The sequence below is a fragment of the Microcoleus sp. B4-D4 genome, from assembly GCF_036705185.1.
Lineage (GTDB): Bacteria > Cyanobacteriota > Cyanobacteriia > Cyanobacteriales > Microcoleaceae > Microcoleus.
Genome location: NZ_JAUBTX010000006.1, coordinates 43,445 through 65,445 on the forward strand (window position 1 = coordinate 43,445; position 22,001 = coordinate 65,445).

The window sequence follows — 22,001 nt, forward strand, 5'->3', positions numbered from 1 at the left end:
CGCGCGCGGTGACTTAATTCCGTTTAAAAACCTAGCTCTACCAAAGTCCTCTCACAGGAGCCGGACGGGGAGCCGGAATCGGACGGGGAGCCGGAATCGGAGCGGGAGCCGGACGGGGTACCGGACGGGGAGCGGGAGCCGGAAGCATTGGTGGCGGTTCAGGGGCCGGACGCGGTGCTGGGATGGCGGGACGAACAACCGTTGTAGCTACCACCTTGTAGTCGGAGATCACGGCGATATTTTGCACCATATCTCCGGCTACCAAAACTCTGACTTTCATTCCCGGTACGAGGCCAATAATTTTCAGGACGCATTTTTGAATCCTGAGAGTCCTGTACCGTGCATTTTCGGGGCTAATTGTTACTACGTCGCCGACAATACTTTTGACAAAACCGGTCAGGGTTTGAGTGTTTGCTGTTGTGGTGGTCTGCGTTTGGGCTATTTGAGTTGCAGGGTTAGCCATCGCCGGATGCACTGAGACAGCCGAAATTAGCACCGACAGGGTTGCACCTGTCAATAATTTGATTTTCTGAAGACGCATTGAAACCTCACATTAACTACTATTCTGGGTTGGGTTTGCTTTCGCTGCGCGAAAATCCCAACCTCTACACCTAATCCAGTTTAATCCCCGGAGTAGGAAATTTATAACAATATTACAAAAGATTATCGAATAACTTATTAGCGACTGAATTTTATATCAAAAGTTCCCGATTTACCATAAGTTCAGCACTTGGGATCTCTCTTTGTGCAGGCGTGATATATTGAGTTTGTTCGATCGACCATTTCCGTTTTTTTAGGCCCACCTAACTGTCGCTCCCGGGCGGGAAAATCGGCAAAAAGACAGATTGCGCTTGCCGGATTCAGCAGTGCCACAGTTTTAATTGTCGATCGCCAGTCTGCCACAGCTAAAAAATCAAAATTAGTCCCAGGTAAAATTAAATCATGGGTTTGCAGGATTTACGCATCATAATTATGTCCGGCAGCTCGATCGCAAAAACAGTTCGTAGTACGGACTTTACTTTGTCCTAAATTGCGGACTAAAGTTCGCATCCCATCTGAGGACTAAATTCCTCACTACAAACCTTTGCTGTTACCGTTAAACAAGTTATAATTTGTGAAATGGAAACAAAAGATTGGGGCGAATTTACAGTCAAAAATTCAGCTCGAAAATTTGCATATCGGGTGCAGTTGGCGGATAATTGGATAGCAGCTTTGTAGCAAGTTCTAGTGAGGAGTTCAGCGAACAAAAAATGGTAAACAGCAAATTTTTATTTAACAAGTTAATTGTGCTGAGTTTGAGTGCGGCGGCGCTGTCTGTAGCCTTACAGCAGCAGGCGACTGCCCAATCTGTTGCAAATCCAAGCAATAGTGCCGCCACTGAGCGATCAAAATCTGAGGTAAAATTGCCGAATCTCGCAGCCCCAGAACTGCCGCCCCTGGGCGAATCTTTGCAGTTTATTCCCCAGGAACCAAAGGCTGTAGAAAATCCCGTTGAGGAAGTCCGTTTAGTGCTGAGATTGCGAGAACGCCGCGTCTATGTTTACCGCAAAAATAAGGTGCAAGCGAGTTTCCCGGTTGCTGTCGGGAAACAGGGCTGGGAAACTCCCACGGGCAGCTTTAAAGTCATGCAAATGATTAAAGATCCTGTTTGGGAACATCCTTGGACGGGAGAACTTGTACCCGCAGGGCCCGACAATCCGCTGGGGAGTAGGTGGATCGGGTTTTGGACTGATGGTAAGAATGTGATCGGTTTTCACGGGACTCCGACTCTAGAGTCGATCGGGCGAGCGGCTTCTCACGGTTGTGTCAGAATGTTCGATAAAGATGCCCAAGCTTTATTTGAGAAAGTCGCAGTTGGTACGTCTGTGATTGTTGAGAAGTAATCGTAGTTTCCGTAGGGGCGGTGCCAAGAGTGCCCGCCCTGATTTTTCAACATTACGAATATCAAATAGATTGCTGGTATTTTTCCAGCAATTCTGGGATGTAATCGTAGCCATCAACGCCGATCGCCGGAATGATCTTCGATCGGCTTTTGGCCAAAGATTCTTTAAAAGCTTCAGAACCCATTTGTCCCCGCAAAATTGTCAGCAAACCAGCCGATTGCCGCCACTCTACCGCCCCAATTTGCTCCAAAGTATACATCCCCAAACAGCCAGCAAATATCGCTTGTTCTAGTTCATTCAAGCTGTAATAAGCTTGAGCCAAATAAGCTAAATTCAGACCTTGCAAATACAAATCGCCCGAAAATTGGGCAGCTTGCCAACCTTCAATCAAATACTCGATCGCACCTGCGGGATTTTCCAGAGCAATTTTAGCAATTCCGAGGCTGCTAGAGCAAAAAGCTTGACTTTGGCGATCGCCCAATTTTTCCGACAACAACAAACCTTGCTCCAAATAGCCGATCGCACTTTCATAAACCTCCGGTTCCACCTCCTCCAACTGCCGCGCCTGAAACACTTCGCTGTAGCCCAAATTAGCCAAGGCATTTGCCTCACCTTGCCGCTCTCCCGCTTGTCGTGCCATAATTAAAGCCCGCTGGCTGTAATTAATCGCTTCCTGATAATTTTTTTGAGCAACATAGTTGCGGCTGATGTGATTGAGATTAGCAACTTCGCAAGCTTTGTCTCCTTCGAGGCGGGCAATTTCCAGCGATTGTTTGTGCAGCAAGATCGATCGCTCGTAAGCCCCCGCCGCCTGCATCGAATAACCCAAAAGCGTCAGAATCCGAGCTTTCGCTTGAGTACCTTCAACACGGCGCAGCGGTTCATCTAAATAATCCAAAGTATGGCGCAGAGCTTTACCGTCAAACGAAGCAAAAATTCCCCCGTAAAGCGGAAAGTATTCCCGCACAGAAAAAGCCCGCAAAATTTGCAAAGTTACTTGAAAACAAGCATTAGCCAACTGTTCCCCGCTCTTAGTAGAATTATTAAACCCACTAGCTAGCTGGCTCCAAATTACCGCAAAAGTAATGTAAGTAGAAATTGAAGCTTTTGTGGATACTTTGGAATCATAAACTTGCTTGTCAAACCATGTCGCCAAAGCCCGTTGCAAACACTGCAAAATAATCGCCAATTCCACCAATGTACCTATTTCTACAGTAGATTGCTTGGCTGCAAATTCAACTATAGATTCACCGATTGAAATAGTCTGCAAAAGAGCATGAGGCAAAGGACTGTTAACCTTTTTCGCCCAAAAAGCCCAAGGCCCATTTTGTTCGGGACTGCCAGCGAATCCTAGCTGCTGCGGCTGATAAATCCAACCGACGAGTTCCGGTTCCAACCGCTGCCAAGATTCTAAACCTTTGGCAATACCGGCGGTAATTTGCTGCAAATCTCGCTCGGTTTCGGGATTAGTTGTTTGCAGCATTTGTTGGTGCAGGGATTTTGCTAATTGCTGCAATTGAGCGAGAGTCAGCGGATGTTCTTTATTGGGATCGATTACTTGCAATATTGCCAGGAGACGGCCGTTTGATTCGGCGGTAAGGATTTGTTGGATGGATGATGCGATTTCGCGATCGACGCGGTTATCTTTCTGCCAGCGTTCCCATTCTCCTTGGATGGTTTTTAGCGCTCTGAGGCTGCGATTTGCCTTTGCTTGTTTGATTTCGTCTTTTTCGTTTCTTAGCAGGTTGTCGGTAGCGTCAAGGCGTTCGCCAAAACAGCGTTCAAAGATTTCGCCGGTGCCGGTGCTAATGTCTTCCACCAGCATTTGATAAACTTGTTCTTTAGAGCGAATTTGACCTTTGAGGGTGATTTCGACAATTTTATCGATCAGTGCTAGGTAGCGATCGCGCAATGAGGTAGATTCTGGCATAATTTATTTTTAGTTAATAAGTTTTTATTGAGACAGCAGGAAGTATTGCAGGCTGCTACTTCATTTTACAGCTCGTCTGGATTAATGCCCATTGCTCGCAGGCGATCGGCCAATTGATTGGCTCGCTGTCTTTCTGATTCAGCCCGCTGTCTTTCCGATTCAGCCCGCTGTCTTTCAATTTCAGCTTGCTGCCTTTCAATTTCAGCTCGTTGGCTTTCCAATTGAGCTCGCTGTCTTTCAAATTCTTCAGGAGTCAGAACCAAATTCCCATTAATATCGTACCAGCGCAGCCACAACCTTTCATTTTGCAGGAAAGCACCTTCCCACAAACCCAAACTTAACTGTATTTCTGGTATCCAGAATCGAGAACCTGTTAACAATTGTTCGCGGTAACGGTTGCCAATTAAGCGAAATACTCTCAATTGGTTGTTGTATTTGCTAAACACAAAATAATAGGGAATCTGCAAAATTCTTTCGTAAACCTGCCACTTAGTCGGCGGCTTGTTTGGTGCAGATTCTGTCAGCCCCAAATCTTCATCTTCCGTACCGGGTGACAGAAATTCGATCGCAATTAAAGGATTGACTGCTTCGTCCCAAATCACGTAACTTTGGCGCAAGTCTCTGTCTCGGTAAAATCTCGAAACGCCCACCACTAAGTACCAATCTGGTCTTTTGTACCAATTGAGATGGTTGGAGTCGTAGTATAGATTGAGATTGCTGGCAGAAAATACGCGATCGGGCGGATAATGGGGGGGAATGCAGCTATCGCACAAAAGTTGTGCTTGCCATCGGTGATATACGTCAGGCAAACCGGGTTCCTCCGGGTCTTCACTGGGTAGATCGTACATCGTCGGCAGCACTTTTGTTGGGGAAGATTGCGAATCTGGTACGTGCATCGTCATAAGATTGCCCTGGCGAAACGGCTGAAGGAGATTGAGGCGGTACGGCATTGCAGACATTATAGCGGTTTTCCATTTCTGCTGAGTGCTGCCAATGGCGATCGCGCGATCGGGAAATCTCGAATTTAGGGCGACAATCGTATCTTCCCAAACCAACCAAAATTTATTTACGTGTAACTTTTGCTGGGAATTTGGATATATGAATCCGGCATTTCATTCTGCTGGTGAATAGCAAAGAAGCGGCGCTCAATTTCTTTAAGCACTGCTGCATCATAATAAATCATGCCACAATCAATACAAATCTCAACGGGCGTGTTAGGAACTAGCAAGTATTTACCTTGATGGCTGTAAAGGTAATTGATTTTACGTTCTTCGTAACTGTTGCTACCGCAGGTATTGCATCGGATTTCTCGCATTAGTTTATCCTCATTATCCCGGATTTCGGATTCTCAATCGACCTAATTCATTAGACAAGCTTGAATATCTTCTCTTTCTAGCCACGAATAGCATTCTAAAATCGTTTCAGGAGTGTCGCCAGCCGCTAACATTCCTAGAATATGCTCAACTGCCAGTCGGCGACCCCGGATAATCGGTTTGCCGTTAAATATTTTGGGGTTTACGGTGATTCGTTCTAAAAGTTTTTGAGCATCCATAATTTGAGGCATAATTAGATAATCACTATTCTATCATATTTGATGATTGGCGAACCACTTACCTTATCACAAACTAATCCCGTCTTAGAAGCCCAAGGATTAACTCGCCGCTTTGGCGGTTTAGTGGCTGTAAATGACGTATCTTTCACAGTTCAAAAACACGAAATTTTTGGATTGATCGGCCCTAACGGCGCTGGCAAGACTACTCTGTTTAATGTAATGACTGGACTGATACCTGCCTCTAGTGGCAATCTGATTTATCAAGACGAAAATATTTCTAAATTGCGGCCTTATCAAATTGCGAATAAAGGTATTGCCAGAACATTTCAAAATATTAGGTTGTTTGGCGAACTTTCTGTGTTGGATAATGTGGCGATCGCCCGACACATCCACAGCCGATCGCAAAATCCGGTATTATCGCTACTATCGGGGATTTTAGCCTTACCAGAGTCTAACGCAATGGAGCGCCAAACCCAGCGGAAAGCGCGGGAATTGTTGGATTTGGTCGGATTGGGCGATCGCGTGGCCGAACCAGCCAAAAACCTGCCCTACGGCGACCAGAGGCGCTTAGAAATTGCCCGCGCCTTAGCCCTAGAACCGACAGTATTGCTGTTAGATGAACCGGCGGCGGGGATGAATCCCAATGAAAAGCAAAAGTTAAGCGATTTTATCCGCGAAGTGCGGGAACAATTCAATTTAACTGTAATATTGATCGAGCATCACGTACCCCTAGTTATGGGATTGTGCGATCGCATTGCTGTTTTGAATTTTGGTCAGCTTATTGCTTTGGGCGAACCTGCTGTCGTCAGGAATAATCCTGCTGTGATTGAGGCTTATTTAGGAGATGAAAAATAACTCAGAAAACCCGGCGATTGGAAGCAAAATAACCCGGCGATTGGAAATCGCGTCTACACAAACAATGTCCGCCTGCGCGGACTAAGAGTAATAGTTAGTATTAAATAGACCTCTCGCATAATTCACTGGTTCCCAGGCTCTGCCTGGGAACCGATATCTAGAGGCTCTGCCTCGTTTAGTAACAGAAAAAATCGAGGCAGAGCCAAAGCATCTGCGTTACCAGGCAGAGCCTGGGAACGAGTAAGATTATCAACAAATCAAGTTACAAAAAATGCACATAACCCCACCAAAAACTACCGAAAATATCCTCTTAGAACTCAAAAACCTCTGCGTAAACTACGGCGGAATTCAAGCCCTACAAAATATTGATCTGACAATTAATGCAGGCGAAGTTGTCAGCCTCATCGGTGCTAACGGTGCGGGGAAAAGCACCGCCCTGAGAGCAATTTCTAAAATAGTTAATTTGCGCCAAGGACAAATTATCTATAACGGCCGCGATATCAGCCGCCGCCAAGCCCACGAAGTTGTGAAATTGGGAATCGCCCACAGTCCAGAAGGAAGGCGGGTTTTGGCGCAGCAAACGGTGTTGGCTAACTTGGAATTGGGGGCTTACGTGCGATCGGACTTTGCGGCCGTCAAAGCCGATTTAGCCCGCCAATTCGAGATATTTCCGCGCTTAGCAGAAAGGCGCACTCAACTAGCTGGAACCCTTAGCGGTGGGGAACAGCAAATGCTGGCGATCGCCCGCGCTCTGATGTCGCGCCCCAAACTGCTATTATTAGACGAACCCAGTTTAGGCTTAGCACCGGCGATCGTCAAAGAAATTTTCACAATTATTCAAAACCTGCGCTCCACGGGCGTTACAATTCTCTTGGTAGAACAAAACGCGAATTTAGCACTGCAAATTGCCGATCGGGCTTACGTACTAGAAGCTGGTAAAATCACCCTCACCGGTATAGGATTGGACTTGCTAAACGACGAGCGAATCAGGAGCGCATATTTAGGTTGACTTGGTTAATCTTTGGAATTCTCACCGCTTTTTTTGAAGCAATAAAAGACGTTTTAAGCAAGCAAAACCTGAAAAAAAACGATGAATATGTAGTAGCTTGGTCGCTAGCATCTTTTTCAGCCGTCTTTTTAACTCCCTTTCTATTTTTCATAGAAATACCCCAATTAAATCCGCAACTAAACCCGCAATTTTGGATAGCTTTGTCAATCGGAGGAAGCATCAACGCAGTCACAGTTATCCTCTACATAAAAGCCATCAAACTCTCGGACTTATCCCTCACCGTCCCGTTAGTAGCTTTGACACCCTTATTCATGCTGCTAACCTCACCGTTAATTGTCGGCGAATATCCCAATTTTTTTGATTATATCGGAATTTTTCTCATAGTCACAGGCTCCTATCTATTAAACATTAAAGAAAAATCTCAAGGATACCTAGCGCCCTTCAAAGCATTGCTGCACCAGCCAGGGCCAAAATTAATGTTAATCGTAGCATTTCTCTGGAGTATCACCTCAAACTTTGATAAAATAGGCGTGCAGAACTCCTCCCCAATTTTTTGGTTGTTCTCTTTATTTACGACTATGAGTCTTTTATTGCTACCAGTTTTACTCAACAAAACCCCTAACCCCAGCCGCAAAATCATGCAGCAATTACCAATGCTAGCAACAATGGGTTTTGTCAATGCTTTAGGAGTCATTTTTCAGATGCAAGCTTTAACAATGACTTTAGTCGTGCAAGTAATAGCAGTTAAACGTACCAGCGTATTAATGGGTGTACTGTTCGGTCATTTCATTTTCAAAGAAAAAGATATCCAGCAAAGATTGTTAGGAGCTGCTATCATGATTGTGGGAGTTTTCTTTATCACATTATGACTTTTATATGTTCGTAGTGCGGACTTCAGTCCGCTCCAAATACGATAACTAAAGTCCTCACTACAAACATCTTTTTTCGTGTAATACTTAAGTAAGAGCTTTTGTCTCTAAAAATTGTAAAAATTTAACTTATTATAGAGGAAAAAATAATGCACAAAATAGCAGCCACACCCGGAGGTTGGAACCCTCAAGCAGAAGGAGTAATTTTTATTCAACAAACCCCAGCACCAATCGTATTTATTAGTGCTGCTGACACCGACATTCAAACACTCGCGGCCGCCTCCTCCAAAATGCCGCCAGAATTCCCCAAAGTGCGCGCCGTAAACTTGCTTCAGTTACAGCAACAATTAACCATAGATACCTATGCAGAGGAAATTTTAGAACAGGCGGAGGTGATAATTTTAAGGCTATTAGGCGGGCGTTCCTATTGGTCTTACGGATTAGAAATTCTGCGGGAAACGGCGCAGAAAACTAATGCAGCATTGATTGTGATGCCCGGTGAAAACAGTCCAGATCCCGATTTAATCAGCCATTCCAATGTATCGCTGTCAGCAGTCGATAGACTGTGGCGCTACTTCACCGAAGGCGGAGTCCAAAATTTTGTTAACGCCCTCAAATTTACTGCTGATACTTGTCTGAAAACTGCTTACAATCCGCCTCTTCCTCAAACAGTTTCCCGCGTCGGAATTTACGATTGGCGGGGAGGTGGTGAAGCCTGTTTAGAGATTTTACAACCAGATGCAGAACCCCCTAAATCCCCCTTATTAAGGGAGACTTTGACACAAGATGCAGAACCCCCCTTATTAAGGGGGACTTTGACAAATTCTTGCTCCCCCCTTATTAAGGGGGGCTGGGGGGGATCTCCAGATTTACCATCACAAACTAAAGTCGGAATTTTATTTTATCGGGCTCATTACTTATCAGGAAATCTCGCACCTATTGATGCACTTTGTCAAGCTTTAACAGAGCGAAACTTAGTGCCAGTTCCCGTGTTTGTATCTTCGCTGCGAGAACCAGATTTGCAAATAGAATTGCTGCAATATTTCCAGCCAAAAGACTCAGAAAAAATTCAATTATTGCTAAACACCACAAGTTTTGCAGTCTCCGGTTTCAGCAGCCCTGAACCGGAACAAAACAGTTTAAAATCCTTAGACATTCCCGTATTGCAAGCAATCTTCAGCGGTGGCGGTTTGGAACAGTGGGAAACACAATTACAAGGACTTTCGCCCCGCGATGTGGCGATGAATGTAGCATTGCCCGAAGTAGACGGAAAAATCATTACTAGGGCTGTTTCTTTTAAAGCTGTACAGACTTGGAACGATGAATTAGAAACAGATGTGGTAGGCTATGTCGCAGCGGACGATCGCATTTCATTTGTAGCAGATTTAACCGCGAATTGGGTGAAAATGAAACAAACCCCAGCCGCCAACAGACGCATTGCCATAATTCTCGCCAACTATCCCACTCGCAACGCCCGCTTAGCCAACGGCGTAGGCTTAGATACGCCCGCTAGCTGTGTCGAAATCCTCAAAGCTATGCAGCAAGCTGGCTATCAAATTGAAAATATCCCCGCTAGCGGCAACGAGTTAATTGAACTGTTGACTTCTGGCGTAACAAATGACCCGGAAGGACGCGAATTACAGCCTGTTCGTCAATCTTTGGATTTAGCAGAATATCAAAAATACTTTGCTACTTTACCGCCGGAAGTACAGGAGGGAATTTGTCAAAGATGGGGGCTTCCGGGAAGCTATGCACAAGATTTTATAAGTAACAATAACTCTTTCCCGATTCCAGGAATTCAATTCGGCAATGTATTTGTGGGAATTCAACCATCGCGGGGATACGAACTAGACCCAGCCTTAAACTATCACGCCCCAGATTTGGAACCTACCCACAATTATCTAGCTTACTATTACTGGTTGCGAGAAAAATTAGGAATTGATGCGATAATTCATGCGGGAAAACACGGCAATTTAGAATGGCTTCCCGGTAAAAGTATCGCCTTGTCTAACAAATGTTATCCCGAAGTAGCATTAGGCGCGATGCCGAATTTTTATCCCTTCATTGTCAACGATCCGGGGGAAGGTTCCCAGGCAAAAAGACGATCGCAAGCGGTGATAATCGACCACCTGACCCCGCCGATGACTCGCGCCGAACTTTACGGGCCCTTGCAGCAATTAGAAGCCTTAATCGACGAATATTGCGAAGCCCAAAGCTTAGATCCGTCTAGATTACCGATGATTCGCGATCGCATTGTAGCCCTCACCAACCAGGAAAACTTAGATAAAGACTTAGGAATCCAGCTAAATAAATCCGAATTTACCGAATTTATCACCCGTACCGACGGCTATCTTTGCGAACTAAAAGAATCGCAAATTCGCGACGGATTGCACATTTTCGGGCAGTGTCCTGAAGGTAGACAGTTGAGAGATTTGATAATTGCGATCGCCCGCCATCCCACCAACGCGCGATCGGGCTTAACCCGCGCCCTAGCTGAAGACTCAGGCTACGATTTCGACCCCTTAACTGCCGATCCAACGTCGATAATTCAGAACCGTACAGCGGGCGATTTAACAGCAGAACTCGAAGAAACAGCCGCTGAATTAGTAGATAATTTAATCGAAAATATCCGCGTTTCTCCGCGCTTATCTGCCGTTGCCAATCCAGAAATTGGAGAAGCAACCAAACTAGAATTAGACTGGATCGAAAACTATCTTTTGCCTTCACTCCTCCAAACAAACCAAGAAATTACTAACCTGTTGGGCGGACTAGATGGGCGGCACATCCCCAGCGGCGCATCCGGCGCGCCCACTCGCGGCAGACCCGATGTATTGCCCACCGGTCGCAATTTTTACTCAGTAGATATCCGCGCTATTCCCACAGAAACCGCTTGGAGAGTTGGCAGAGTTGCTGCTGAAACTTTAATCGAAAGATACACCCAAGAAAACGGCGAATATCCCAAAACTTTGGGTTTGTCAGTGTGGGGAACATCCACCATGCGGACAGGGGGAGACGACATTGCAGAAGCACTAGCATTGCTAGGAGTTCAGCCAATTTGGGATGGGCCTTCGCGCCGGGTTGTAGATTTTGAAATATTGCCTGTTGCTGTTTTGGGGCGGCCGCGCGTTGATGTTACTTTGCGAATTTCTGGGTTTTTCCGCGATGCTTTTTTTAATTTAATTGATTTGTTTGACAGTGCGGTAAAAGCTGTGGCAAATTTAGAAGAACCTGCCGAAGATAATCCTTTAGCAGCGCAAGTTAAACAAGAGATTTTGGATTGGGAAGCGGCGGGTTTGAGTCGAGAAGATGCAGAAGTGCGATCGCAATTTCGAGTCTTTGGTTCAAAACCGGGGGCTTACGGCGCGGGACTTCAAGGCATAATTGAAGCTCAAAACTGGACAGGCGACGGCGATTTAGCAAAAGCTTACATTAATTGGAGTAGTTACGCCTATACAAGTACCCCAGCCGGGGCGGGCACGCACCATTCACCGCCCCTACAAGGGGGGGCTAATTCCCATACCCCCCCAACCCCCCCTTATCAAGGGGGGGCTAAATCCAACTCTTGTCCCCCCCCTTACCAAGGGGGGGCTAGGGGGGGTGAATTTACCGGGCGTGAATGGGGATGTTGTGCACCCGAAGCATTTGAAAAACGCCTCGGCGAAATGCAAATAGTTCTGCAAAACCAAGACAACCGCGAACACGACATCCTCGACTCCGACGATTATTATCAATTCCAAGGGGGAATGACTGCCGCAATTCGCAATTTGCAAGGCAAAAATCCTGAAACTTATTTCGGCGATAATTCGATTCCCGAAAATCCGAAAGTGCGAAAACTGAAAGAAGAAATAGCGCGGGTTTATCGCAGCAGGGCGGTAAATCCGAAATGGATTGAAGGGGCGATGCGCCACGGTTATAAAGGTGCTTTTGAAATTGCTGCAACGGTGGATTTTTTGTTTGCTTACGATGCGACGGCAAATTGTGTAGAAGATTTTATGTATGAAGGAATTGCAGAGGCTTACATTTTTGATGAAAAAGTGCAGGGATTTATTCAGGAAAATAATCCTTGGGCGCTGCGAGATATGGCGGAGAGATTGCTAGAAGCTCGCCAGCGGGGATTGTGGCAGAGTGCTAATCAGGATACATTGGATAAATTGCGATCGATCGCCCTGCAAGCCGAAGCCGTCATCGAATCTCATACTGGTTTCTAGTCTGAACGGAGAAATGATAGAATATAGTTAATATGCGAGGAATCCATGTTGCGCGATCTCACCATCCAAAATTATCGCTGTTTTAAAGATTTTCATATCGACGACCTAGCTAGGGTTAATCTGATAGTCGGTCAGAACAATAGCGGTAAAACTACTTTTTTGGAAGCCATTTATTTATTAGTTAATGAAGGAAACATTCAGTTTTTACTTGAGGTGCTAAATAGCCGAGGTGAACTAACAGTCGAGCCTTCTAGACAAAGAAATGGCGAAGTCGTTTCTCAGCGTCATTATCAGACTTTACATCTTTTTTACGGTCATCAACTTAATAACTTCGGTGGGGCTATTCATATCCGCTCTACAAAAGAGGAGCCACTCTCATTAAAAATTCAGCCTAATCCTATTGACCAGCAACTTACACTTCCTGGATTAGAGGATTTAGTTTTAGGTGGAGATTTGTTCGGTGAGCTAGTTGTTTCATACGGACAGTATAGCAAAATAAGAATTCCTATCCGTACTGATGGAACTATAGGCGATTCGCGTTACTTGCGGTTGGGCAACACATCTAAGTTAGTTTTTCCTAGAGGGAGCAGCAATCAAAATTATTTTCTGACAACCACTAATATCAGCTTTGCGCGACTGTCTGTACTGTGGGATAGAATAACACTCACACCGAAAGAACAAAGTGTAGTAGAAGCATTGCAAATTCTGGAGCCGGATGTGGAACGGATTAGTTTCACGAGTCGCCAGACTTCTAATAGTGGTATTTTGCTTAAACTTCGGGGCGAGCCTCACCCAGTTCCTCTAGGCAGTATGGGAGATGGTATGCGACGAATTATTAATATAGCAATGGCAGCCGTATCATCAGAAAATGGTTTTTTGCTAGTCGATGAAATTGATACAGGTCTTTACTATCAAACCCAAACTGATATGTGGCGATTGATATTTGAAACAGCAAAGCGACTGAACGTTCAAGTGTTTGCAACTACCCACAGTTGGGATTGCATAGCGGCATTTCAAGAAGCCTTAGACAACTCAGAAGATAGTTCGGTTGGCAAATTATTTCGCTTGAGCCGGCGCGGTGAGGATATCCGTGCAGTTGAATACACTCCCGATGAATTGTCCGTTGCAGTGCGCCAAAGTATCGAGGTGCGCTGATGCCAAAAGCACGAAAACCCCCTCAACCAAAACCTCAACAGTTATTGGTAGAAGGTAAGAACGACAGACACGTAATCTGGGCTTTGTGCCAGCAATGTCAACTACCAGAAACATTTTCCGTCGAAGTACCTCAAGAAGAAGGTACAGAAGGAGTTGAAGCGCTGCTCAATGGCTTGCCAGAAAGATTGAAAGCAGAGAATTTACGCACGTTGGGAATTGTGGTTGATGCCGATCGCAATTTAAGTGCGCGGTGGCAATCGATTAAAGATAAACTGAGTTCGATCGGCTATCGAGACATCCCCCAATCTCCCCCTCCCGAAGGCTGGGTTTACGCACCTTCAGATCCCTACTTGCCTCGCGTCGGAGTTTGGTTGATGCCAGACAATCAACTTCCTGGAATGTTAGAAGATTTTGTCGCCTATCTAATCCCCCCCGGTGACATCCTGCATCCGAAAGCCGAAGCAATTTTACAAGACATCGAACAAGCAGGACTTAACCGCTACACTTTAATTCATCGTCCCAAAGTGCTAATCCACACTTGGCTGGCATGGCAAAAAACGCCGGCAATGCCGATGGGACAAGCAATAACAGCGCAGGTACTCAACTGCGATTGCCCGATCGCCTTAATTTTTATTAAATGGTTAAAACATCTGTTTGAGTGAGCTAATTGCTTCATCCGCCGGATAATTAGTAATATCTATTAATGTTTCGCCAACGGTGAAAGCTGTATGATTCGCCGCTATATTGCTACCCTGACCACTAACATCTTAAAACTTACCTGCGCCGGCGCAACCGCGATCGCCCTAACAGCCGGATGTTCGCAACCCAACCAGCCCAACAGCCCTGGGGCATCTAACACCATCGAACCGGCAGCCCTAGAAGAGCCGCCAACCTCTGTGTTGGCTCGAAACCCCAACAAAACCCAAAAATCCCTCAGCGCTTCTTCCTGCACCCAAAACGACCCATTTGCCGAGTCAATTAGCTTTGCCACCCAAGCTTCTAATTTGGCTCAATCAGCCAATTCCAAAGAAGACTGGGACGAAGTAGCAGCCCTGTGGGTGCAAGCCGTCGCTTGGATGCAAGCAGTTCCCCCCGGCAGTCCCAGGCGGGCGTTTGCCGAGAAAAAAGTCATCGAGTACACAAAAAACCTGGTTTATTCCCAACAGCAAGCGAGCGCAACCCGATCGCAAGCCGCCAGTACAGTTAGTTTCAGCAGCGATTTACTCAACGAACAACTAGAACTTTACCTATCCTATGTTGCGACTGTTGGGCCGCCAGATGTTTTGATTGTCGGCAGTTCCCGCGCCTTGCAAGGCGTCGATCCCAAACAGCTAAAACAATCTTTGGCGGCGTCCGGGCGTCCGGGCTTAACAATATTCAACTTTTCAATCAACGGCGCAACTGCACAAGTAGTTGACTTTCAACTGCGGCGGCTTTTGAAGCCGGATTATTTGCCTCAAATGATTGTCTGGGCGGACGGTGTGCGCGCATTTAACAGCGGCCGGGACGATCGCACTTTTAATTCAATCGTCGATTCACAAGGCAGCCAACTTTTAGCAACAGGCATTCGTCCCAAACTCCCGTCTGGTGAACCCAACGTGATTCCCCGATGTTACAAATTCCCGCAGCCCTGTGGTGGTGGTGGCGGCGGTGGCGGCGATGGTATTTTCCGCAGAGCTCAGGGAGGAGGCGGGGAAGAGGCGAGCCCCACAATCAAATTCCTCTCTGGTGGAACGGAAATCTTGCCCGTTGTCTATGATGCAGCGCAGCCGACAACAGTAGCAATCAGACAAGTCAGCGCATCCGCACATTCGATCGACTCCAACGGATTCATGCCCCTATCGGCGCGCTACAATCCCAACACCTATTATCAACAACGCCCCTACGTTTCAGGTAGGTACGATCGCGACTACGAAAACTTCAACCTCGGCGGAAAACAAGCAACAGCCTTTAACTCAGTCGTAGCATTTACCAAAACGCGCAAAATCCCCCTAATTTTCGTCAATTTACCCCTCTCCGACGACTACTTAGATCCCGCGCGACTGCAGGCAGAACAGCAGTTCCGGCAGCGAATGCAGCAACTCTCGCAGCAAAAAGGCTTCGCTTTTCGCGACTTGTCCCAGCGGTGGCCTGGCCGCAACGACTTTTTTTTCGATCCAAGCCACCTCAACCGTTTTGGGGCGATCGCCGTTTCTCGCCTGCTAGCATCCGATACCAGCATTATCTGGCCGCGCCCCAAATCCCGAATCAACGACGGATGATGGGGAGAGGGAAGAAGGAAGAAGGAAGTTCGGCAACGGATTATGTACGGGATGTAACGGATGTAACGGATGTAAGTCCGTCGGAAGAAGGAAGAGGGAAGAACGAAGAGGGAAGAGGGAAGATGTCATTAGTCATCAGTCATCAGTCATTAGTGCTGTCGCCTCCTAGCTTTCCGTCCAACGTCCAACGTCATCAGGAAGAGGGAAGAGGGAAGATGTGGAAATGCGGTCATAATAATATTTCTTCCCGGCTTTCTCCTTACCAGGCAGATCCGGGTAACACAGATCCACAGGCTCTGCCTCGCAATGCTCAAAAATAGTTTAAAATCTAACCTGATGTCCAAAACCAATTTGTGCGATCGAATATTTTAAGATATTTCAATCAGCCTAAAATCTAACAATCAAAAATCCAAAATCCATAGATTGTGAGCTCACTCTAAAATCTCAAAATCCAAAATCCAAAATCTAAAATCTAAAATAGATAGGTTGTGCAACTAAAACAAGTAATTATCGCCCACAAAGCCCGAGATACCCTCAGCAAGAAGTGGGCAGAACAATGTGCCCGCCAGTTAGAAAGTCGCGGGTGTCAAGTTTTGATGGGCCCTAGCGGCGCGAAAGATAATCCGTATCCGGTGTTTTTAGCTTCTAGCAACAGTCCCATAGATTTAGCCGTGGTTCTGGGGGGCGACGGTACCGCCCTGGCTGCAGCGCGGAATTTAGCTGCTGACGGCATCCCGATTTTGGCGGTGAATGTGGGGGGACATCTGGGTTTTTTAACTGAGTCTTTTGAGGATTTCCAGAATACTGAGGAAATTTGGGACAGACTGGCCCAAGACAGGTATGCCGTGCAGAAGCGGATGATGTTGCAGGCGGCGATTTTTGAGGGAAACAGAACCAATCTCGAACCCCAGAGCGATCGATTTTTGGCACTCAATGAAATGTGCATTAAACCAGCTTCTGCCGATCGAATGCCTAGCTGTATTCTAGAAATGGAAGTTGACGGCGAAGTAGTCGATCAATACCAAGGCGACGGCTTAATTGTGGCAACTCCCACCGGTTCGACTTGCTACACCGCCTCCGCCAACGGGCCGATTATTCATCCCGGAATGGATGCGATCGCAGTTACTCCAATTTGCCCTTTAAGCTTATCGAGTCGGGCTGTAGTTTTGCCGCCCGGTTCAGTCGTCAGCATTTGGCCCCTAGCAGATTACGAACTCAGTACAAAACTCTGGACAGACGGCATTTTGGGTACTGCAATTTGGCCGGGACAGCGCGTAGATGTGCGGATGGCAGAGTGCGAAGCCAAGTTTATCATTTTGCGGGAAAACTATTCTTATTACGGCACTTTGAGGGAAAAACTGCAATGGGCAGGAGCTAGAATTAAGTACAGCAACAATCACCGCAATTAATCGATATTATTAATGTAGCAAATGTTTGAATTATTAAATTTTCGTTTCTAATCGGTTTTTGCTTTGAGATAAATCTTTGGTTATCACTTTCCTTTGATTGCAAAAAAGCCATTGTGAAAAAAAAAACAGCGCCTGCTATCGTTATAGAAAATTTACAATTATGGATCGTCAGCCATCAGCCCTTAACCTGCGGTGATTTCAGGATGAATTGCACCCAAATGGAGGCCGAAGTCAGAATCCTTAAGATATAGAAAAGAATCAGTTGTCAAAACAGGCAAGCGTGGTAAATTCTAACCCACACTAGGCGATCGATTAACGATATTTTCAAGAGGAGTTTAACAATGGCTGCATTAAAAGTCGGCATCAACGGATTTGGTCGCATCGGACGGTTAGTCATGCGTGCCGGCATCAAAAACCCCAACATCGAATTCGTCGGCATTAACGACTTAGTTTCGCCAGAAAACCTGGCTTATCTTTTCAAATACGACTCCACCCACGGAATTTATGACGGCGAAGTTGAAGGTAAGCCAGACGGTATCATCGTTGACGGAAAATTTATCCCCTGTACGTCAATTAGAAATCCAGCCGAATTGCCTTGGGCTAAAACAGGTGCAGATTATGTTGTAGAATCTACGGGATTGTTTACAGATTTTGAAGGCGCATCAAAACACTTGACGGCGGGAGCAAAACGAGTAATACTTTCAGCACCGACTAAAGACCCGGAAAAAGTACCAACATATCTAGTAGGCGTCAATCACCACAAATTTGATCCGGCAAAAGATACTGTTGTTTCTAATGCTAGCTGCACTACGAATTGTTTAGCACCAATTGCCAAAGTTATTAACGATAACTTCGGTTTGGAAGAAGGTTTAATGACTACTGTTCACGCGATGACTTCTACTCAGCCTACTGTAGATGGGCCAAGCCAAAAAGATTGGCGGGGAGGACGAGGCGCGGCTCAAAATATTATTCCATCTTCAACTGGTGCGGCGAAAGCTGTTACTTTGGTGTTGCCGGAATTGAAGGGAAAATTGACGGGAATGGCTTTGCGAGTCCCAACTCCTGACGTTTCTGTAGTCGATCTTACTTTTAAAACGAGTAAGGAAACTAGCTACAAAGAAATTTGCGAGGCCATGAAAAAAGCCTCGGAGGGCGAACTGAAAGGCATTCTTGGATATACTGAGGATGCGGTGGTTTCGACGGATTTTCGGGGCGACGCGCGATCGAGCATTTTTGATGCAGGTGCGGGACTTGAACTGAATTCTACGTTTTTTAAAGTCATTTCCTGGTATGACAACGAGTGGGGTTATTCTTGGCGCGCGATCGATTTGATGCTGTCGATGGCCGAGAAGGACGGTATTTTGAGTAAGTAGTATTGTATTGTGGTTCGGCGGGGCGATCGACTGCTAGCACTAATCAATGCAGGTTTTCCCCCGCTGAACCTACTATTTCGGTAGACCGCTATAGGTTAAATTGTTGTTATTTGCGATCGCACTTTAATCATGTCTGAATTACCGCCACTCAATCACGAAACTATTTGGGCTATCCTCAACGAAGAAATGGACGATGCTGCTGTTAACAGATTAGTTTGGCTGTATCTGGGCTACCGCTGCGATGCCGAGACTGGGGTGTGGAATAATGAAAATGTTGCACCGGAATGGTGTCAAGATTACCCGGAACCGCCGGATTTTATCGATTCTAGGCCTGCGACGGTGAAATTGACGCGATCGACCCCTCCAGAAAACAAGCAGTTACTGAAGGAAAAATTGGGGTTTAAGGGCTATAAAATTGGGGAATTCGGGCCCAGACAGACTCGCAGGGCGACGATGGCTAATTGGTTGATGGGTTTTATGGAAGCTGGGGTGTAGATGGAACTATATTTTTTGTTGAAAAGTGCGGTAGCCAGTAGGTGTAAAATTTGCAATGTTGAATTTTGAGGCTGTCATGTAGATGCTGCAAGAGTTTGATGCCTTTCGAGCGAAAAATCGAATAGCACGATCGCCCCTATTCTCTTCACCCCTCCACCTCTGCGATCTCTGCGCCCTCTGCGGTTAAATCTAAAAATTCCATCTCCGCGCTAACTATCGCGGGCCGGCGATCGTCCAGCCCGCCCCAAACCTTTCACTTCACCCAAGCCCGATGACCCATCAACGCCGCAAACGGCCGCACTCCCCGCAACTGATTCGACAGCGGCAAATGACCCCTAGGCGCGCTCAAATCCCAAATAAACTCCTGCGGGTAGCGCGTCCAATTATTCCCCTTCTTCCAGCCAATTAGCGGCCACAATTTATCCCAATTCTTGCCCGAACTCATCCAAATTTCGCGCTGCACCGAAAAGCCAAATTTACCTTCGGAATGAACTTTCCACAGCACATTCATTGTTTGCAAATCCGCCACCGGCAAACTCTCAACTTGCGTAAAATACAGCCACTTTCTTTGCAAAGCTGTTTCGCCCGCCAATTCACAAAGCTTCTCTAATGTCAAGCGATCGGCTTCTTGAAATTCCTGTAGCGCCAATAATTGTTGCAGCGGAGTGTAATCAATGTTAGAGTCCGATCGCAGCGGCACAACTCCAGTCGGAAAATTTGCCTGCAAAAACTCCGTAGCTCTCGGAGAGTCAGCACTGTAAAGAATTTGGTAAGCCTTACCCATTACCGCTGTCGGTTCCTCCGACTTGCGTTCTAATAAAAATTCCATCAATACGTCCCAACCGGCATCTGCTATGTGTTGTTGCAGCAGTTGCAGTTGAGCTTTTTCCGAACCAGACCTCAACTGAGAGCGTAGTTCGGCTGTATCGGCCGCCGAGTCTAAAGGAGAAGTAGAAATCGAGTCAGTCATGGGAAACTATCAGCTATCAGCTATCAGCTATCAGCTATTAGCTGAAGCCCTGGTTTTGCTCCATTGTACAACGGTACTGACTTCGATTCACTTCTCTGTACTCCGATGGTTGCTCGTACCTTAGCGCCCTAACTCCGCCCCCGGCCAAGTCGAGAGTCGGTGGCGGCAATCGCAACCGCCCTTTACCATCTGAAATTTGCGATCGATCCCGTGCAAAAAAGTTTCTTACCCAGCTTAGTCGTCCACGATCGACACCCATGCAGAGAAAGAAGGCGGAAAATAGTTGATGTCATATTCGGAATCTTCCCACTCTTTGACCCAAAGCGGTACAACGCCGGGGCTAGGAGTTGCCGCAAAGATTCGGTCTTTCGATTCGATCGAGTGAAATAGCTGTTTCAAAGTATCTCCCCGATCCAAAGCTTCGCTGAGAATGTCGTCCAAGTCAGGATCTACCCGTTTGACGCGGTTTTTGTCCTCCTCATCCAGCCACAGAAATTTCAAAGACTTGAGATCCCTCGGACTGAGAATGCTCTTGTAGTACACGCGCTTGAGGGTAGCTACGGGTTCTAACGACCGTTCGATCCGGCGAATTTGCTGAACTCGCAGGTAGTGCCATTCCGCTAAACGCTTGCGTTCCGAAGGCGCGAGAGTTCCCTTCCCGTTCGAGTGTTTGTAGTCATAGTTAATTAAACTGCAAGCCATATTTGCCAGCAGGTGAATTAACTGTTTTTCTTTGGGTGTCGCCTGACGCCTTTCCTGGGTTCTGGTCAATACCCGCTGTCTGCGGGTAGTTTCGAGAATATTTTCCATTGGATTTTTAAGATATGAAATACGATTGTGCCAGATCCGAATCCCGAACATCAGAAGGTAAGGAAGTCCCAAGGTCGGGAAACTCCACCGACAGACTCGCCTCACCTCTTTATTTTCTCATTCACCGTTCTTGGAAGCTGACTCCACCCCCCGATATTAGGTAGACTGATATTCGCGATCGACTTTTGACCGCCTCAAGCCGAGGCGGTTGCGACAACAAACATCACAACCACAACTACGATCGCAACCGCACTGCGGGCAAACCACACAATATCGCCAATTATTTCCTGCCTTTACCCGTTTTGACCTCTTCCTGGTCCCCATCCTCATTCGTTCCAGTGTAGTTGAAGTCGGGATGACTCCCGGAAACCGTCAAACTGCTGGCTGTTTTTGGTTGTGGGACGATCGCAGAAGCGCTGGCGCTACCTGCCTGGAAAAAGCCGACGCCCGCCGAGGCAATTACCCCTAATACTAAGATGCTGTTTTTCATGTTCGATGACCCTGATTTCCGTAGATTGGCACTTTTTGGCTAACCCGATCTTTCAGAAGTGGGTTGATGCAATAGCCCACTTGTCTTCTGATAAATCTACCTGCCATAATCAATTCAGACAGGCACACCCGCTTGCGATCGAAAACGCCAAAAGTGACGTGTTACTAATGTCCACGATCATCCACCAACCTGAATTTTTTGGGTAGTGGGGCTAAAGCCATCAGGGCGTCGATCCATCAGGGAGTTATGTCATCAGGGTGCTCATCTATCGGGTAGTTAATTCATCAGGGCGCATCTTCTACAATTAGCCACAGACTTAGCTTTTATAGTTGAGCGAGTGGTTGGCGGGCACTGACAATGCCTTTAAGAATTAAACTTTTTGTGGATTCATTCCAAAAAGTTTTTCCTTAAAAATCCCCGCGCTCATCGAAGTCGGGGGAGTGTCAGCAGCATGGAATTCCATGCTATCTAAGTCAACAAAAAAAACGCAGATTAACGATATCTCCCACTCAAGCAGTCCTCAGCCAAATGCTGAGGTTTTTTATTGCTACTCATTGCTGAGCATTTTTTGTCTGCATTCGCCAGACGGAGCAGAAGGCAGAAGGTTGAGGGCATTGCAGTTATGAATTTCCCTGGCAATATCATACCATCGGGTGAATTTTAAAGTATTATTGTCAAAAAATATGAACTTAATGGCGTTTTGATGTTTTCAATCCGATCGAGCCCAAAAAA

The 22,001-nt window shown here is 46.4% G+C and carries 20 protein-coding genes; 12 read left to right on the forward strand and 8 right to left on the reverse strand.

Going from position 1 to position 22,001, the window contains the following annotated elements; all coding sequences use genetic code 11:
• Positions 1-37: 37 nt before the first annotated feature.
• Complete coding sequence (locus QUB13_RS07360) at positions 38-541, reverse strand: autotransporter (protein ID WP_333379880.1); 504 nt, start codon at positions 539-541, stop codon at positions 38-40.
• 709 nt (positions 542-1,250) lie between these two features.
• Between QUB13_RS07360 and QUB13_RS07365 the strand changes: the two genes are divergently transcribed.
• Positions 1,251-1,883 (forward strand): L,D-transpeptidase, encoded by a 633-nt coding sequence (locus tag QUB13_RS07365; protein ID WP_194012195.1) that lies wholly within the window; start codon positions 1,251-1,253, stop codon positions 1,881-1,883.
• A 61-nt stretch (positions 1,884-1,944) separates the two neighbouring features.
• Here the strand turns inward: QUB13_RS07365 and QUB13_RS07370 are convergent, their stop codons facing one another.
• The 4 genes from QUB13_RS07370 to QUB13_RS07385 all read right to left on the reverse strand — a co-directional run bounded on the left by QUB13_RS07370 (position 1,945) and on the right by QUB13_RS07385 (position 5,377).
• Positions 1,945-3,813: a tetratricopeptide repeat protein gene (locus QUB13_RS07370; protein WP_333379881.1), complete on the reverse strand. Its 1,869-nt coding sequence runs from the start codon at positions 3,811-3,813 to the stop codon at positions 1,945-1,947.
• Positions 3,814-3,878: 65 nt separating this feature from the next.
• Positions 3,879-4,868, reverse strand: coding sequence for a Uma2 family endonuclease (locus QUB13_RS07375; RefSeq protein ID WP_333379882.1), 990 nt, complete (start codon positions 4,866-4,868; stop codon positions 3,879-3,881).
• A gap of 11 nt (positions 4,869-4,879) precedes the next feature.
• Positions 4,880-5,128, reverse strand: coding sequence for a type II toxin-antitoxin system MqsA family antitoxin (locus tag QUB13_RS07380; protein WP_333379883.1), 249 nt, complete (start codon positions 5,126-5,128; stop codon positions 4,880-4,882).
• Positions 5,129-5,170: 42 nt separating this feature from the next.
• Positions 5,171-5,377, reverse strand: a complete 207-nt coding sequence (locus tag QUB13_RS07385; RefSeq protein WP_333379884.1) for a DUF433 domain-containing protein — start codon at positions 5,375-5,377, stop codon at positions 5,171-5,173.
• Between the two features lie 30 nt (positions 5,378-5,407).
• Here QUB13_RS07385 and QUB13_RS07390 point away from each other — a divergent pair, with 30 nt between their 5' ends.
• The 11 genes from QUB13_RS07390 (at position 5,408) to QUB13_RS07440 (ending at position 18,999) form a co-directional block, all read left to right on the forward strand.
• A complete protein-coding gene (locus QUB13_RS07390) occupies positions 5,408-6,220 on the forward strand; it encodes an ABC transporter ATP-binding protein (protein WP_333379885.1) in 813 nt (270 codons plus the stop codon).
• Between the two features lie 271 nt (positions 6,221-6,491).
• Entirely contained in the window at positions 6,492-7,229 is a 738-nt protein-coding gene (locus tag QUB13_RS07395; RefSeq protein ID WP_333379886.1) for an ABC transporter ATP-binding protein, read from the forward strand.
• Positions 7,226-8,098 (forward strand): EamA family transporter, encoded by an 873-nt coding sequence (locus QUB13_RS07400; RefSeq protein ID WP_333379887.1) that lies wholly within the window; start codon positions 7,226-7,228, stop codon positions 8,096-8,098. The genes QUB13_RS07395 and QUB13_RS07400 overlap by 4 nt, the downstream gene beginning before the upstream one ends.
• A gap of 149 nt (positions 8,099-8,247) precedes the next feature.
• On the forward strand, positions 8,248-12,306 hold the full coding sequence (gene cobN / locus QUB13_RS07405) for a cobaltochelatase subunit CobN (RefSeq protein WP_333379888.1): 4,059 nt from the start codon (positions 8,248-8,250) through the stop codon (positions 12,304-12,306).
• Between the two features lie 45 nt (positions 12,307-12,351).
• Complete coding sequence (locus QUB13_RS07410; protein ID WP_333379889.1) at positions 12,352-13,461, forward strand: AAA family ATPase; 1,110 nt, start codon at positions 12,352-12,354, stop codon at positions 13,459-13,461.
• Positions 13,461-14,123: a DUF3226 domain-containing protein gene (locus QUB13_RS07415; RefSeq protein WP_333379890.1), complete on the forward strand. Its 663-nt coding sequence runs from the start codon at positions 13,461-13,463 to the stop codon at positions 14,121-14,123. Before QUB13_RS07410 ends, QUB13_RS07415 begins: the two co-directional genes overlap by 1 nt.
• A gap of 66 nt (positions 14,124-14,189) precedes the next feature.
• Positions 14,190-15,722 (forward strand): hypothetical protein, encoded by a 1,533-nt coding sequence (locus QUB13_RS07420; protein ID WP_333379891.1) that lies wholly within the window; start codon positions 14,190-14,192, stop codon positions 15,720-15,722.
• Positions 15,719-16,042: a hypothetical protein gene (locus QUB13_RS07425; RefSeq protein ID WP_333379892.1), complete on the forward strand. Its 324-nt coding sequence runs from the start codon at positions 15,719-15,721 to the stop codon at positions 16,040-16,042. The genes QUB13_RS07420 and QUB13_RS07425 overlap by 4 nt, the downstream gene beginning before the upstream one ends.
• Before the next feature lie 168 nt (positions 16,043-16,210).
• Complete coding sequence (locus QUB13_RS07430; protein ID WP_333379893.1) at positions 16,211-17,131, forward strand: NAD(+) kinase; 921 nt, start codon at positions 16,211-16,213, stop codon at positions 17,129-17,131.
• 341 nt (positions 17,132-17,472) lie between these two features.
• The gene (gap, locus tag QUB13_RS07435; protein WP_333093135.1) at positions 17,473-18,504 is read left to right on the forward strand and encodes a type I glyceraldehyde-3-phosphate dehydrogenase; all 1,032 of its coding nucleotides are present in this window, start codon (positions 17,473-17,475) and stop codon (positions 18,502-18,504) included.
• Between the two features lie 129 nt (positions 18,505-18,633).
• Positions 18,634-18,999 carry a DUF1823 family protein gene (locus QUB13_RS07440; RefSeq protein ID WP_333117778.1) on the forward strand — a complete coding sequence of 122 codons (366 nt, stop codon included), beginning with the start codon at positions 18,634-18,636 and terminating at the stop codon, positions 18,997-18,999.
• 253 nt (positions 19,000-19,252) lie between these two features.
• On the opposite strand, the gene QUB13_RS07445 is transcribed toward QUB13_RS07440, so the two are convergent.
• The 3 genes from QUB13_RS07445 to QUB13_RS07455 form a co-directional block, all read right to left on the reverse strand.
• Positions 19,253-19,969, reverse strand: a complete 717-nt coding sequence (locus QUB13_RS07445; RefSeq protein WP_333117776.1) for a GUN4 N-terminal ARM-like repeat domain-containing protein — start codon at positions 19,967-19,969, stop codon at positions 19,253-19,255.
• Between the two features lie 234 nt (positions 19,970-20,203).
• Positions 20,204-20,779, reverse strand: coding sequence for a hypothetical protein (locus QUB13_RS07450; protein WP_194012440.1), 576 nt, complete (start codon positions 20,777-20,779; stop codon positions 20,204-20,206).
• A gap of 280 nt (positions 20,780-21,059) precedes the next feature.
• A complete protein-coding gene (locus QUB13_RS07455; protein WP_194012439.1) occupies positions 21,060-21,269 on the reverse strand; it encodes a hypothetical protein in 210 nt (69 codons plus the stop codon).
• Between the last annotated feature and the right edge of the window lie 732 nt (positions 21,270-22,001).